Annotated in this window: 15 protein-coding genes; 4 read left to right on the top strand and 11 right to left on the bottom strand. The window is 61.9% G+C overall.

Annotation, left to right across the window (positions count from 1 at the left end; all coding sequences use genetic code 11):
* Positions 1-58: 58 nt before the first annotated feature.
* The 3 genes from BW971_RS19920 to BW971_RS19910 all read right to left on the bottom strand — a co-directional run bounded on the left by BW971_RS19920 (position 59) and on the right by BW971_RS19910 (position 3,471).
* Positions 59-1,327 carry a pentapeptide repeat-containing protein gene (locus BW971_RS19920; protein WP_076482836.1) on the bottom strand — a complete coding sequence of 423 codons (1,269 nt, stop codon included), beginning with the start codon at positions 1,325-1,327 and terminating at the stop codon, positions 59-61.
* Positions 1,324-1,935, bottom strand: a complete 612-nt coding sequence (locus tag BW971_RS22040) for a hypothetical protein (RefSeq protein WP_076482835.1) — start codon at positions 1,933-1,935, stop codon at positions 1,324-1,326. Before BW971_RS22040 ends, BW971_RS19920 begins: the two co-directional genes overlap by 4 nt.
* Before the next feature lie 276 nt (positions 1,936-2,211).
* Positions 2,212-3,471 carry an AlbA family DNA-binding domain-containing protein gene (locus BW971_RS19910; protein ID WP_234974520.1) on the bottom strand — a complete coding sequence of 420 codons (1,260 nt, stop codon included), beginning with the start codon at positions 3,469-3,471 and terminating at the stop codon, positions 2,212-2,214.
* A gap of 218 nt (positions 3,472-3,689) precedes the next feature.
* On the opposite strand from BW971_RS19910, the gene BW971_RS19905 reads away from it, so the two are divergent.
* Positions 3,690-3,968, top strand: coding sequence for a hypothetical protein (locus BW971_RS19905; RefSeq protein WP_143690491.1), 279 nt, complete (start codon positions 3,690-3,692; stop codon positions 3,966-3,968).
* A gap of 177 nt (positions 3,969-4,145) precedes the next feature.
* On the opposite strand, the gene BW971_RS19900 is transcribed toward BW971_RS19905, so the two are convergent.
* Complete coding sequence (locus BW971_RS19900) at positions 4,146-4,535, bottom strand: VOC family protein (protein ID WP_076482832.1); 390 nt, start codon at positions 4,533-4,535, stop codon at positions 4,146-4,148.
* A gap of 273 nt (positions 4,536-4,808) precedes the next feature.
* Positions 4,809-5,981, bottom strand: a complete 1,173-nt coding sequence (locus BW971_RS19895) for an ATP-binding protein (protein ID WP_076482831.1) — start codon at positions 5,979-5,981, stop codon at positions 4,809-4,811.
* Between the two features lie 174 nt (positions 5,982-6,155).
* Here BW971_RS19895 and BW971_RS19890 point away from each other — a divergent pair, with 174 nt between their 5' ends.
* Positions 6,156-6,389, top strand: coding sequence for a DUF2188 domain-containing protein (locus tag BW971_RS19890; protein WP_076482830.1), 234 nt, complete (start codon positions 6,156-6,158; stop codon positions 6,387-6,389).
* Positions 6,390-6,652: 263 nt separating this feature from the next.
* Entirely contained in the window at positions 6,653-7,117 is a 465-nt protein-coding gene (locus tag BW971_RS19885) for a toll/interleukin-1 receptor domain-containing protein (protein ID WP_234974519.1), read from the top strand.
* A gap of 210 nt (positions 7,118-7,327) precedes the next feature.
* Here the strand turns inward: BW971_RS19885 and BW971_RS19880 are convergent, their stop codons facing one another.
* Positions 7,328-8,251: a hypothetical protein gene (locus BW971_RS19880; RefSeq protein WP_076482828.1), complete on the bottom strand. Its 924-nt coding sequence runs from the start codon at positions 8,249-8,251 to the stop codon at positions 7,328-7,330.
* Positions 8,252-8,261: 10 nt separating this feature from the next.
* Complete coding sequence (locus tag BW971_RS22295) at positions 8,262-8,627, bottom strand: TauD/TfdA family dioxygenase (RefSeq protein ID WP_076482827.1); 366 nt, start codon at positions 8,625-8,627, stop codon at positions 8,262-8,264.
* 375 nt (positions 8,628-9,002) lie between these two features.
* Here BW971_RS22295 and BW971_RS19870 point away from each other — a divergent pair, with 375 nt between their 5' ends.
* Positions 9,003-9,200 (top strand): hypothetical protein, encoded by a 198-nt coding sequence (locus BW971_RS19870; RefSeq protein ID WP_076482826.1) that lies wholly within the window; start codon positions 9,003-9,005, stop codon positions 9,198-9,200.
* Between the two features lie 432 nt (positions 9,201-9,632).
* On the opposite strand, the gene BW971_RS21370 is transcribed toward BW971_RS19870, so the two are convergent.
* The 4 genes from BW971_RS21370 to BW971_RS21565 all read right to left on the bottom strand — a co-directional run.
* Positions 9,633-10,298, bottom strand: coding sequence for a hypothetical protein (locus BW971_RS21370; protein ID WP_143690489.1), 666 nt, complete (start codon positions 10,296-10,298; stop codon positions 9,633-9,635).
* Between the two features lie 421 nt (positions 10,299-10,719).
* Complete coding sequence (locus BW971_RS19865) at positions 10,720-11,208, bottom strand: DUF4411 family protein (RefSeq protein ID WP_076482825.1); 489 nt, start codon at positions 11,206-11,208, stop codon at positions 10,720-10,722.
* On the bottom strand, positions 11,208-12,365 hold the full coding sequence (locus BW971_RS19860) for an ImmA/IrrE family metallo-endopeptidase (RefSeq protein ID WP_076482824.1): 1,158 nt from the start codon (positions 12,363-12,365) through the stop codon (positions 11,208-11,210). Before BW971_RS19860 ends, BW971_RS19865 begins: the two co-directional genes overlap by 1 nt.
* Positions 12,366-12,880: 515 nt before the next feature.
* The coding region (locus BW971_RS21565; RefSeq protein WP_200799486.1) for a hypothetical protein at positions 12,881-13,768 on the bottom strand (888 nt) is incomplete at its 5' end.

Below are 13,768 nucleotides of genomic sequence, written 5' to 3'. Positions count from 1 at the left end.
AGCAGTCCGGCGGATCCGGTTCGCACATAATAGAAAGTCGGTTGCGGGTCAGCTCGTCTTACTGTGTGGTTGCCCCTGATCGTGCGATGGAGTTTTGGGAGTAGAGCTGGGGTGGCCAGTCCTTGGGGAGAACGTTGGCCGGCTTCTGTGAAAGGTCGTTGTCCCAATCGAATGTGATGTTCCGCCACTCCAGCGGACGAGCGAATGACACCTCACCGCCGGAGAACTCCGCCTCGGTGAACGACACCTCACCACCGGAGAACCTCGCCCGGCTGAACGACACCCGGCCGCCGGAGAACCTCGCCCCGGCGAACGACACCCGGCCGCCGGAGAACCTCGCCTCGGTGAACTGCACCCGGCCGCCGGAGAACCTCGCCTCGGTGAACTGCACCCGGCCGCCGGAGAACCTCGCCTCGGTGAAGTACACCCGGCCGCCGGAGAACCTCGCCCCGCCGAACGACACCTCACCACCGGAGAACCTCGCCCCGCCGAACGACACCTGGCCGCCGGAGAACTCCGCCTCGGTGAACGACACCTCACCACCGGAGAACTCCGCCCCGGTGAACGACACCTCATCACCGGAGAATCTCACGTTGGTGAACTTTGCAGCGTTGAGATGCGCGTTTGATAGGTCGGGATCGTGGAGGTGCGCGCCGGTGAGGTCGAAGCTGAGGTTGCTCCAGGGGCCGGGGGTGGTGTTGTAAGTGTCGTCGCGTGGTCCACGCGTGTGGTTGGCGATGATGCGGATGATGGTGTCGCGGACGGTTTGGTCGGGTGGGGTTTGGGTGTAGTTGTAGGTGTCGGGGTCGTCGAGTCCGGTGAGGTGGTGGGTGCGGAGGTAGGTGCAGAGGACGTCGATGCAGACTTGGGCTTCTTGTTGTGTGTTGCGGGTGAGCCAGTCGTCGGCGAGGGATGCCAGGGAGTAGGCGCCGGCTTGTTGGATGGTGTGGGTGGTGTGTGCGAGTTGTTCGGTGGCGGTGGTGAATCGGGCACGTAGGTCGCGCACGATGGTGGCGTCGTGTTCCCGGTCCGCCGCGGTGAGGGTTGCGGTGAGTTGTTTGTCGGCTTGTTTGAGTTGTTGTTGGCCGTTGTAGAGGGCCATGCCGGCGGCGGTGACGGCGAGGAGGCCGGCGGTGATGGCTCCGTAGGCGCTGGCGGCGTCGGAGTAGAAGTCGCCGAAGCGGATACGGCTTGTTGTGGCGGCGTAGAGGGCTGGTGGTCCGACGTAGACGAGTGCCAGGATCCCGCTGATGGCGGGGCCGGGCCGCCGCAGCCACCGCGGGCCGGTTCTGGGTGTGAGCTTCTGGTCTGGGCCGGTGGTGTTCATAGCCCGACCGTGCTTGATCGGACCGCTTCGGCGGCCTGGTGGAGGTCGTGCACTTCGTCGCGGGTGAGTTTGCCGCTGACAGCGAGTCGGACCTGTTCGAGGAGTTCGTCGAGTGTGATGGTGGTGTGGTTCGGGTCGTCGGTGAGGTTTTCGTTGAAGACTTTCCGGTAGTCGATCAGGAACCGGGGAACCCAGGCGGGTCGGGCGCGCCATAACCAGGCAAGGAGATGGCCGGTCATCATGTCGATGTGGCCGCGCGTTGCGGGTGGCCGGTCGCCGCGGGCCTTCTCCTGTGCTGCGGCCTGTTCGGCGGTGGAACGTAGTACGAATGCGGCCAGATCATCGGGGATGAGCAGCAGCGTTTTGGTGTCGAGGTAGCCGGTTTCGTGCAGTGCCGCGTCGAGGACCTGTTCGTAACTGGTCGTACCGGAGAGGGCGGCGACAGCTTCCAGGTGCTCGCGCTGCGGGAGCCTGCGCAAACCGTCGCGCCGCCACAGCCCGAGGTTCTGCGGAGTAACCCCGATCCGTCGGGCGAGCTCGGCGTCGGAGACGCCGGTGTTCGCCTTATGGGTGGCCAAGAACGAGAACACCGAGGGCGCCGCAGTCATGCGATGAGTATGGATCGCTCCTCGCGCGCGCGCAAGGGCACGTTTTCGGGTTAACGAAAGCCTGACTTGTCATAATAACCGTTACTAATGAATGCGCATGTCCCGCAAAGAGACTCTGACACACTCCTATTTCACCACGGGTGACGAAATAGGAGCCTGTCGCGCCCGCCCAAGCGACTAATCACCCGACAGCCCGGAGCAGTCTGGTTGCGGTCAGTCATTCTGGGGAAGCCCAGGAATCGCGGTTGGTAGCGGCGATTCCTGTGAAGTGGGGGCTTACTGTCCGAGGGTGAAGCGTGATGCGAGTCCGCGTAGGAGGGGTGCGGTGAGTTTGTCGACGATGGTCGTGGGTGCATCGGTCATGTCGGCAAGTGACGCGTCCGCGACTCGTTCGTAGGCGTTGCTGGTGTATGGGGGACCATCACTGAATCCGTGGGTGACGGAGGTGTAGGCGATAGCGTCGTGGGTGTCGGCAACCACGAGACAGAACCGCCAGCTCGCTCCGAAGTGGTAGCGGGTCGCGACCTGAGCCGCGGCGCGGACGAGGAAGTCAACCTGGCCTAGGATCACAGCCTCAAGCATGACCGCGATAGCTTCGTCGGAGGGCCGCGGTTTGAACGTTGTTACGGCGCGGTCCGAGGCGAGGGCGAGTCGGCCGGATTCTTCGAATACCAGTTCCGCTGCGTCTGAGCCGCCCAGAAATCGCCCGGAGTACATGCCCCTCGTGAGGGCGACGCCGGAGGCGCGTCGCTGAAACGCGATTGCCTCGCTGAGATTGGGCGCAAAGTTTTGATGTTCCCGCACGGTGCTACTAGTCCTGATGGCGTTGAGCTGGTTTATCCAGTCGTCGTCGGCGGAAAGCGCTTCTAATGGGTTGTCCTGGGTGGTGGTGAGGGGTTCGGCGGTGGCGACCATGAGTCCGGTCCGAGAGATGTCGTCGTGGATTTCCCAGGCGCGGGCAAGTGCGTCTGCTCGGTTGGCGCGGCGGCTGGTGAGGAGGCGTTCGACTTCGGCGGTGTGCAAAGGCCGATTGGTTTTGTCGCCGCGCCCGTAGAACCGGCCATCGGTCATGTGGGGTGCGCGCGCGGATGCCGCGACCTCGACAACCAGGGAACCGAGGGTGGCGTCGTCGGCGGAGGGGATTGATCGGCAACGGACTTGGACAGGTTCGTCCACGCGAGTGAGTCCGACCTGTTCGATGCGTTCAGCGAGTCCGTCGAGCGGGACCGGATACAGGCTAGGGGGTGTGGTGTCCTCGTCGATGCCGATGAGGATCGTTCCGCCGTCCAGCGCGAACGCGGCGATGTCTTTGGCGATCTCTTTATTTCCGGACGGGCCGGGTTTCAACTCACGCTTGAGGTCGAGGTAGTGGGTCTCTTCAAGTAGGCCGTTGGCCGCCGCCTCGCGGAGGTCCTGTTCGGTGGCGGGTGCCCATCGTCCGGGATGTATTGGCATGCGACGGCGGCTCCCTCGTTGTTGCGGTGACAGATCGTCAGAAAGTACCGCGTCATTTAGTATGATAACTGGCCGCTCCACAGAAGCGACTATCGGTGCAGCAGGTTTTAACCTGCTGAACCCGACAACTATCACGTCGGCCTCATCACCGCATACTGCAACATCGGTGACCCGACGTCCGGGCTGAACGGATACTGCCGCGATGACTTCCCACCTCCATTCGAAGGAGGAAAAAACCATTGACCGACGACCTGGGACGACCCCTTGTCGTAGACAAAGCATCGGAAATGATCAAAGCCATGAGCGACAACGACGATGCGCGAGCCGGAGAAATATACGACGGCCTGATCGCCAGAGGCGTTGACGAGAATCAATTCGCGGCCGCTCGTCTACAGATCGGCGTCGTTAACACGAACACGGACTACATGAATGCGCAGTGGCACTACGTCAAACATTATTACTACGCCGACGCCGTCCACAACGGTTACCTACCAGACGGGTTGACAGAGGACTCCTGCTCCCTGCAGCAACTTCGCGAGTATGAAGCCGCGTTCTACGGCGACACCTTCCCGCCATAGCAAGGCGGTCGACCACGCCACTCCCGGATTGTGTTGGATGACAGCCGACCTGAGATCAATGACAGGTAGCTGAGACAGCCCGTAATCGCGGTTGCGGTGGAGAACCAATCCAAGGGAAGACACGGGAGCAGCCCGCCAAGTGCCCGGTTCCGAGAGATGAGACCGCGGGTATTACCGTTAGGAGCGTTCCTGGGCACCTCGCCCTACACAGAACTCGTTGCCCTCTGGGTCTGCCATCACGACCCATCCTAAGCCGGAAGGCTCCCGGCGGTCGTCAGCGATCCGGGCACCAAGCGTCAACGCTCGCTCGACCTCAGCGTCTCGGATGCTGTCGCTGGAGGGCCTGAGCTCGAAATGAATGCGATTCTTGATCGACTTTCGCTCAGGCACAGGGATGAACACCAGCGGAGTGGTCCCGTCCGGGCCGATAATCATGATTCCAGCCTCAGGATCGCTGTAGCTCGCCGCGTCCGGGTCGTCCCAGTAGGCAAGCAATTCTCGCCAGAACGCCGAAACTAACCGCCAGTCGTGGCAGTCAAAACTGATCGCATCCACCGCTATGCCCATGGCTCTCAGTATCCGACAGCCAGTGTCGGATGACACGGTAGTTGTTCTCCGAGGACAGCGAACTCGTCGACACAGGTAGTTGTCATTAAGTCTCAACTAGGGCGGCAAAGTCTCAACTACGTTGTCACCCGACAGATTGGTTGTGAACTTTGTCGCGGCTCGGCCGCGCACCCACTGTCAAGTTTACTTGACGTAATAACCGCTATCGGCGCGCAACTGCGTGCGAGGGAACGGGTCTCGTCTAGCGCTAAGGTTTTTCGTGCGCAGCACAAGTCACGGTCGTGGTTGGCGGCGGATGAAGTCGGCCATGCCGGGTACGGAGAAGGCGATGCGGCCGTGTTCGGGTGACCAAACGAGGCCTTTTCTCATGGCGGAGTCTCGGACGTCGCTGATGGCGGTGGTGCTTGATCCCATGCGTTCGGCGACTTGCCCAGATCTGGGATGTTCTTCGCCCGTCTGAGCGATGGCGGTGAGGTAGCGGCGTTCGCGGTCGGTGGTGCGGGTCCAGCGCGACGGGAAAAAGCCGTCGTCGAGGTGTCTGCGTCCGACGTCGACGGCGAGTTCGGCGTCGTCGGTGTCGAAAGGGTTGTTCGCGGCGGCATTCCAGATCGCTTTGCCGAACTCTTGAAGAAAGTAGGGATACCCGCCGCTGGCCTCGACGAGCATGTCGAGGGCGTCGGGGGTGATGTCGCCGCCAGTGGCGACGATCGGATCGCGCAGAGCTGCTGCTGCGGCGGCGTGGGGCAAAGGCCCAATGGTTGAGTACAAGAATTGTCGTTCGGCATAGGAGCGGGCGTCGGCCAGGACTGCAGGCAGGTTGGGCAGGCCGGCACCGATAATGAAAAACGGCCATTCGCGTTGCGCCGCACGGTGCGCGACAGCAAGGAGTGCGGAGAGCAGGGTGGAGTCGAGGTCTTGCATTTCATCGATGAACAGTCCGAACGCCGATCCGCGGGGTTTGAGGGCGTCGGCGATCGCTTCGACGAGTTCTTCGATGTCGAGGTCGATGTCTCCGCTACCGGCGGTCGCCGCGGACGACAGCGTGACGGTGGCGGGGCCCAGGCCGATGCCAAGGGAGAAGCTGCGCACGATGTCGATAAGCGGGTCAACGATCTGGTGGATGCGGTGGGTTCTGCTGTACCGACGCAACGCCACCAAGAGTTCTTGGGACAGTTTGGCGCGTACAGCGGCGGTACCGGCGTCGGTGGGGCGTGCCTCGAGGGTGATGGTGAGCCAGCCGTGGCGGTCTGCGTGATCGGCCAGGGTGTTGAGCAGGGTCGTTTTGCCGACACCACGCAACCCGCTCAGCACCATGCCCCGGTCATAGTTACGGCGCTTGCTGCGCGCAACGAGCAGGTCAAATGCGTCGATCTGCTGCGCACGCCCCTCCAAGGCGGGCGGGCGGAGACCCGACCCAGGCTTGAACGGATTCAACTCACGATCCATATCGCCCACTATAGCGACCTATGGTCGAATATCTGATAGACCAGATAACAGGAAATAGATTGCCAGGCGGTCTTTAGACCGCGCGGACGAGACTCAGTGTCGTCAGCCCGGTTTGTCGGACCCGACCAGTATCCTCGTACATGCGCACGAAGGTGCAAATAGGGAGGCTAGATAATGACCAACAAGCGTGTAGTTCAGCAACGCGACGACGGCGACTGGGAGGTGCGCAAGCCAGGTTCCGATCGCGCGAGTTCAGTCACGCCCACACAGGCCGAGGGGATTGACCGTGCGCGGGACATCCTTGCCAACGATGGTGGCGGGGAGCTGCAGGTGCGGGGCAAGAACGGTCAGATCCGAGCTCAGGACACGATCGCCCCGGGCAACGACCCGCGGTCGTCAAAGGGGTAGCGGCGACTATGGCTGGCTGCACGGCGCCACGTGAAGGTCACCGCACGGCGAGCGGTCGCGCGAATTGCCCGGTATGCCGTTACCGGACAGGACGACGTACTTCGTATACGCCACCGCGCCCATCATATGGGGCCGCCGGGCGGGCGACACCATCTGCGGCGTCTGCTGGCGGGGGCGGGAACTCACGCGGCGGGGGTTCACGAACTACTCGTGCCGGTAAATCTGTGTCTTACTCGCCCAGCGAGTGGCGGACCATCGAACCCGTGACTCGCGTGGCTGAGCGTCAAGCCCGCGAGCACCCAGAACGCCGCGACCTTTTTCTTTGTCACGCCTGGGAGGACAGGTCTGAATGCGCCAACGATCTCTACAACCTGTTGATCGCAAACGGTGCGACGGTGTGGTTCAGCGAGAAGGACGTTGGCCTGGGTAAGTCGCTGCTTCGCGAGATCGACCGGGGCCTGATCTCTTCGCGGATCGGCATCGTCTTGGTGACCCCCGCCTTGCTCAGAAGCCTGGCCGCCGAAGGGATCGCCGACAAGGAGCTCTCCGCACTACTCGCTACCGATCGCGTGATCCCAGTCGCTCACGGAACAACCTTCGACGCCCTCCGAGACGTCAGCCCACTACTCGCCTCCAGGTCCGGCCTCGACACTGCAGAGTCCTCAATCAACGACGTCGCAGCGCAAATCTCGGCTGCAGCAGCGGCACTGACTACTACATCCCTGTGAATGCCGAACTGAGGTGACCACCGCAAACTTCGACGCTGCGCTGGCTCGCGTCTTGTCCGCACCGATCGCCTCGGCGAGAGCGGCTTGCGTGCGCACCGGAGACCGCCCGCGATTTGAGCATGTGGGGTTACGTGGCTCGCAACGCTCTGGATCGGTGCGGGTGACCGAGCAGATGGTCACCGCGTGGCGGGCCGAGCTCGACTCAGGGGCTCATTCGTCCATGTACTCTGGCCCGTCGTAGTCGTAGTCGGTTTCAACATGGTATCGCTCGTCCAATGACTCGTGCTCTTGCTCAGTCACTTGCTGCGGTACCTGCGCTGCGACTAGCTCAGGAGCGCCCAGAAGCTCAAGTCCGCACACCGGGCATCTGAGTTCGTCAATGAGATAGATATCGTCGCGGATCACTGTATCGCCGTCTAAGTGCTCACGAGCGCTTCGCACGTAGGCTTTCGGTGCGTAGACGTTGCGCTCGCAGGCCGGGCACTTCACACTTGCAGTCGTACGCTGCCGCGTAAATATCTCCATCCCAGTCGGCTTAGCTGCAGCGACGCGTGCATCAACCTCGTCCTGGCTCAGTCGCTGCAGGAAGTTCCGGGCCGCCTGGATCTTCAATTCGACTGTGTGAGCAACTTTCTTGTCGGCCTCGTCGAGAAGGGTTTCTCCGAGCTTCACAACGGCGTCGTCGAGGACATCTTCGGGCTCAATCGCCAAGAATTGGCAGATAATCTTCGCGACCCGCACAAGTTTAGGCAGCCAAACGTCATTCGACACTTCACTCACAGCAGCGTTGGACGCATGTAATTCTGCGTTTCTCAGGCTCATAAGAAACAAAGAATCGCTAACTGCGGCGCCAGCAAACTCTGGCACAATCCGTGCCAAGCGGTCGATGACCACCCCGCTCACGACGCTTTTCGGGTCCTTCGAGGTCGTGACGCCGTTTGCGGCAAGCAAGCTGTCGTTGTCGTTTGTCGCGGCCAGGAGACTTGGATGTAGCTTTGCCAACGGTGCCCGTAATAGGAACTCGAACCCAAGGAGGTGCCAGATCGCGAACTCGTCGTCATCGGAGTGCTCGTGTTCCGCCCCGCGTGTGAAGTAGAGCCTGGCCTTGCCGATGAATCCATCGTAGTCCCACACCTGAAATGCCTCACTTAGTGATGAATGTTCGAATCAAAGCACGCCCAGTAGCACCGGACACCGGTGGCCGCCGGTGCATGACACGATGATTATCCAGGATGAGGATCCGTCCCGGTTGCCAGGCGATCTCATCGGTCGGCTGGCAAGCCTCCACAGCTGCGCGCGCTTCGTCGGGACCGATGACTGCTGCGCGCGGATCCCAACGTAGCCGCCAGTCATTCGGACCCGAACTGACAAATACCGGGAGGTAAGCCTTCCGACCTGATTCCTGGCGGACAAGCAGCGTTAGGCGGCGAAGCGCTCGCCTTAGATTATCGGTCGGAAAACAAATCTGAGTCGACGTCGGGCGAGTGGCCTCAATGCACCTCAAGACCATCCACTGCGGTGGGTAGAGCGCAATTACGCCATCAGTGTGCCAGGGAAATTCACCCAGTCCGACGGAGGCAGAGTGAGTACCTTCACGGGCATCATCGGCTACTGTCGGACGGAGCACTTGCCGCCGCGCCTCCCCAGTTCCCAGCCTGGCTGCCAACGCTCGCAAGACGCGTTCTTCATCGGTCCACGTCCACCCGTTGGAGCTTAGGTGCGCTAAGTGCGTAGCTACATTCACGGCCTCAAGGTTTCCACATGCGAACAGTCGGGTGGTAGAAGCGAACGCCACGCTGGCGTCAACATCTCTTCCACCGTGGGCCGGTTCTGGGTGTGGGGTTCTGGTCTGGGTCAGTGGTGCTCATAGGCCGACCGTGCTCGTGTGGACCGCTTCGGCGGCTTGGCGTGGGTCGTTTACTTCGTGGCGGGTGAGTTTGCCGCTCACAGCGATTCGGACCTGTTCGAGGAGTTCGTCGAGTGTGATGGTGACGTGGTCTGGTTCGTCGATGAGGTTTTCGTTCAAGACCCGCCGGTAGTCGATCAGGAACCGGGGAACCCAGCCAGGCCGGGCGCGCCATAGCCAGGCAATGAGGTGCGCGGTCGCGTCACCGATGTGACCGCGGGTCGCGGGTCGGCGGTCGCCGCGGGCCTTCTCCCGCGCGGCGGCCTATTCAGCGGTTGAGCGTAGGACGAGCGCGGCCAGGTCATCGGGGATGACCAGCAGCGTGTCGGCGTCGAGGTAACCGGTTTCGCGCAGTCCCACGTTAAGGATCTGTTCGTAGCTGGTGTTCTCCGAGAGCGCGGCGACCGCTTGCAGGTGCTCGCGCTGCGGCAGCCTGCGTAAACCGTCGCCTTGTGGGTGACCAAGAACGAGCCGTGTTTGGCGTACGGAGCGCGGTATCCACCTGGCTCACTCCGAACGTGCCATCGGAGATCACCCCGAACCGGCCGGGTGTGCCCGTCGATCGACAGCCACTAGATGCGTCGCGGGAGGGTAGTTAGGAAGCAGCAGCTAAGATCTGTCCGCAGACGAACCACCCCAGTTGAGCGGTTGCTTCATTACCACCGGCCCGGGCTCCTCGTTCGTGTACCACGCTTGAATTCGTACGAGAACTTCAAGTGCGGTGAATATGTAGGTGTGAGCACCTTGCGCGCTGACAGCCTCTTCAGAATCCGCGACCCGTTTTTTGAAGCGCTGAAGATCTGCCAGCGAGTCAGCGAGCGACGCTGGTCCACCGAATTTTGCAAGCGATTTATATGCGAGAGCGCCAGTATACCTAGGGAGAGTGCTAGATGACTCTGCGTGTTCGACTAGCTCGACCGTGCGCACGAACACGACCAACTCCTGATAGGCGCTAATCACCAGCAGCCGGGTTGCCGCAGGTTCAGAAGCGGTTACGCATTCATTGGCAAGCTCGGTCAGTCGATGCCGAGACACGCTTCCTTGAAATCGGATCAGGCTGAGGGCTGAGATTGATTTGCTAGACGCACCAACAGCACCTTTCTCGCCATTTTCGCGAGATTGAGGGGACGGAAGATCGACTGACCTCGAGTCAATCGCATTACGCATCTTTTCGACCCGTCGGTCACCGCGTCGTGCAGAGACCCCGAAGCCGCTAAGTTCGATGATGTCGGAGATGAATTCCGAGATCGGCTGGCGAAATGCGATCGCTCCCATCAGAGCGACAATGGGCCAGGCCAAGGAACTAATGAAGTCTAACACTGTCGGAAGCCAAGCCCACACAGACCACTCCTGTCGCTTGGTTATCAAACTGTTACCGCCAGGCACCTAGCTATTTATCCTATCCTGATTATAGATCAACGTCCTTAGTCCCATGTAGGTGTCAAAGTTTCAGATACGTTGTTGCCCGACAGTGTTGGGTCGGTAGGGGCTGGAGGATAGTCGTGCTGTCCGTCAAGGTTACTTGACATAATATCAGTTAGCAGCGTAATTAGTTGTGCTGCAATGCAATTCGGCGCCAGTGACGAACCGTGCCGTGAATCATGGCATTGCGGGAACCAGTAACGAACGTGACGAAACTGGCATGTCTGTACGCACCAGCCGCGTTGACGAGCTGAGGACGGTGACCGCTATCAATTCAGGTGCGCAGTTCTAGCTTCGCCCCGGTGCGACGCATCATCTCGAACGGATCCATGCACGTGGCACCGATCGCGGTGCACGCGTCGGGGATCTTCACCCGCCGGCGTGAATTGGGGTCCGAGCGCTCGTGGGTGACCAAGATGTGGCTATGCCCCCGGGCGTGGGCGACCAGTTGATAATCAGCCTGGTTGCCGGCGAACTCCGCCAGGGCAGCGGGAGTGAACGGACGAGATGCCGCCCACGTAGTGAGCGCAGGGAAGTGAGCCGTCGTGGCCTGGTCGATCGACTGGAAGAAGGAACCGTTCCTCTGCGACCAGGCCGATAGTTCATCGGCTCGGCCGACCAACTCAATCTTGACCGCCTCAATGCTGCACACCTCGCCGGCGGCATGTGCGCTCTCAAGCCACTCCCAGAAGCCAGGAGCGATGTCGAACGCGTAGTAGCGGTTCTTCGCCTCGATGAGTACGTTCGCGTCAACCAGGTACATCAGGCGACCCCGATCTCGTCGGCCAGTCGGGCGAACGTCTCGTGCTTCTTGGTTCCCAAGAGCTGGAAGGCGTCCCGGAAGCTGGTATCGCCCTGATTGGTGCTGGCGACCACGGCTCGTGCGAACTGGCGGCTCAGACGCAACGGCTGGGTGTTGTAGTAGTTCCCTCCGGAGTTCTCACCGCGGCGCCGCTTCGCCAACGCGATCACGGCCTCCCGCTCTACCTCGTACCGCTCCCAGTAGTCGTCCCAGCCGAGGAAGTGCGCGTCGAACAGGCGCTTGAGGATCACCAACGTGCTCACCCGGTAGCGGCGGGCCAGGCGGGTCAGCTCCTGGGGTGTCAGCTCCCCCTGGTAGTCCCCTCGGAGGGCGGCGAACGGGACCAGCACCTCCGCGGCGACCTGGTTGCACCATAGCTCTTCGGCAACGCCATCCCGCGCGACCATCGCCGCGTCGGACAGGGCACTGCCGCCGAGCCAAATATGCGCGAGCTCGTGGATCAGCGTGAAGATCTGTGCTGCCTTCGTGTCGGCGCCGTTGACGAAGATCAACGGCGCGACCGGGTCGGACAGCGCAAAGCCTCGGAACTCTTCTGGATCCAGGGCACGGTGGGTGTCGCCTCCAACGATGCCGTTCACCATCACGAGCACGCCGATTGCCTCGATACGGTCGATCAGCCGCCGCAGCGCATCGTCGGAACTGGTGAACACGGCGCGCTTGGTCAGATCGAAGTCGAGAGCCGCACGGACCTCCCGGGCCGCGTCGACCGGGGACGTGCTGGTCGTCGCGGAACCCACAAGCTCCAGATGGGGAGCGCCGCGATCGCGTGCGTAGTCGCGGTACCAATCCTGCCGGGTCTGGCAGATGTAGATCGTGTCCAGAAGATCAGCGGACGGACGGGGCACCACGGCGTTGCCGACCGTGCGCATATCGGGAATGGGCACCGGCTCATCTGGCGGTTCAGGCAGGAACAGTAAGCCGAACGGGGTGTGAGTCGCCTGCGCGAAGCTCTCCAACTGCTTGAGGGTCGGCTGACGCTCGCCGCTGATCCACTCGTCGAGCTTGGGAGCGCGACGTTGTGTGGTGTCGTTATCCCAACCAGCACGCTCAACGGCCCACTCCAAGAGGCCTGGGGCGACACTGACGCGTACCGGCATCGCACCTCACCCTCTCTTCGCTGCGGTGTGATCAGTTTGGCATGGTCGACGATCGCGGGAGATCCGAAGGCGTGAAGCCGACTCTCAAGCGGTCGACGACGCAGGTGACAGTCGCGCTCGGCACGCTGTACCTGCCAGCGTAGAACCTTGGCAACGCGACGAAGACGGCTACCTCCGCACCCGCGTCTTATGCAGGTGCTCCAGCGCGGCGGTGAGGACCAACCACGGAGCGACGGGGTTGAAGTCGAGCATCTCGCGCCAGGTCTTCGGGGTGGCCGCGACTAGATCGTCGTGTGGGATCGGTCGGCTGATCCCACACGTTGTTTACGAGCACGTCGAGCCGACCAAACTCGGCCACCACCCGCGCGGACAGTGCACTCGCCTGGGTTGGCTCGACCAGATCAGCTGACAGATAGATGCCGCCGATGTCGCGGGCCGCCTGCTCGCCAGCCTCAGCACTGCCACTCCGGGAGTGCACGGCTGGCCAGATCGACTCACTGACGCAACCGAGTCGGTTAGCTGGTCTTCTTGAGAAGTCCTGACGCGGCGGCGATCAGAATGGCTGCTGCGATCCAAGAGAGCGTACGGAGGACCAGGAGTGTGAGGGTGATCCAATCGTTGGTGGTGCGCCAGTCGAAAGCGCTGGCGGGGAGTGGGAGGGTATTTGCGGCAGCGAGAGTGATGATGGTCCCTGGTGTGAAGCAGGGATAGCTGGCTGTTGGCGACTGGAGAAGGTCGCACCGGGTCTGACCGGTTATGTGCGCGGGGAGCGCGGCGTGTGGGTCGCTAGCGCGATGGGCCTCAGCGGCCGTACTGGCCTTGACGGGATCGACGGGTGTGTAAGTGCCGCTCGAGCCCCAGATGAATACGGCTGTGGCGACAAAGACAACCAGGAGCCAGGCCGCAGTTCGTAGGGGCCGGTATCCGTGTCCGGCGACCAAGTCGTAAACACGACCTGATACTCGAGTGATCCGTCGAGTGCTGGCGTCGGCGGTGCGTCGTGTTGCCTCGTGACGCAGTGTTGTTGCACCAGCAATGTTGCCGTGGTCCTCGTAGACATTTGCCAACGCGAACCACGGGTCCGGGTCGAAGCGCCGCGCCACAGGGGTGGAGTTAAGCCAGCTAATGAGAGCCTCGGTGTCTGTGGCGATCGCGCCGTACAGATGGCTGACCCGCAGCCCCGACGCAAAAAGTCGTCCAGCCGGAATACCTGTACTAGGCCCGTGGAGCGAACCAATGCAGGTGTCGATTAAACGTACGTTTCCCTCGGCCACCAATTGGCCGTCCATGAACACGCCGCCGGTGATCGTCGCACCGTCCAGTGAGAGCGCATCGTCCTCGGGGTTGACCAGGCTCGCTCCCCGCAGACTGAGCTGCCCGCCTATCGTCGCCCCCACCGCTTG

The sequence above is a fragment of the Williamsia sterculiae genome (assembly GCF_900156495.1).
GTDB classification, from domain to species: Bacteria; Actinomycetota; Actinomycetes; order Mycobacteriales; family Mycobacteriaceae; genus Williamsia_B; species Williamsia_B sterculiae.
The sequence above is the reverse complement of the archived record's forward strand: the minus strand, read 5'-3'. Positions and strand labels throughout refer to the sequence as shown.

What these genes read in the sequence shown, in the direction of transcription:
- BW971_RS19920 (WP_076482836.1), bottom strand. Translation starts at nt 1,327, where the DNA reads ATGAACACCACCGGCCCAGACCAGAAGCTCACACCCAGAACCGGCCCG.
- BW971_RS22040 (WP_076482835.1), bottom strand. Translation starts at nt 1,935, where the DNA reads ATGACTGCGGCGCCCTCGGTGTTCTCGTTCTTGGCCACCCATAAGGCG.
- BW971_RS19905 (WP_143690491.1), top strand. Translation starts at nt 3,690, where the DNA reads ATGAGCGACAACGACGATGCGCGAGCCGGAGAAATATACGACGGCCTG.
- BW971_RS19900 (WP_076482832.1), bottom strand. Translation starts at nt 4,535, where the DNA reads ATGGGCATAGCGGTGGATGCGATCAGTTTTGACTGCCACGACTGGCGG.
- BW971_RS19895 (WP_076482831.1), bottom strand. Translation starts at nt 5,981, where the DNA reads ATGGATCGTGAGTTGAATCCGTTCAAGCCTGGGTCGGGTCTCCGCCCG.
- BW971_RS19890 (WP_076482830.1), top strand. Translation starts at nt 6,156, where the DNA reads ATGACCAACAAGCGTGTAGTTCAGCAACGCGACGACGGCGACTGGGAG.
- BW971_RS22295 (WP_076482827.1), bottom strand. Translation starts at nt 8,627, where the DNA reads ATGGTCTTGAGGTGCATTGAGGCCACTCGCCCGACGTCGACTCAGATT.
- BW971_RS21370 (WP_143690489.1), bottom strand. Translation starts at nt 10,298, where the DNA reads ATGGGAGCGATCGCATTTCGCCAGCCGATCTCGGAATTCATCTCCGAC.
- BW971_RS19865 (WP_076482825.1), bottom strand. Translation starts at nt 11,208, where the DNA reads ATGTACCTGGTTGACGCGAACGTACTCATCGAGGCGAAGAACCGCTAC.
- BW971_RS19860 (WP_076482824.1), bottom strand. Translation starts at nt 12,365, where the DNA reads ATGCCGGTACGCGTCAGTGTCGCCCCAGGCCTCTTGGAGTGGGCCGTT.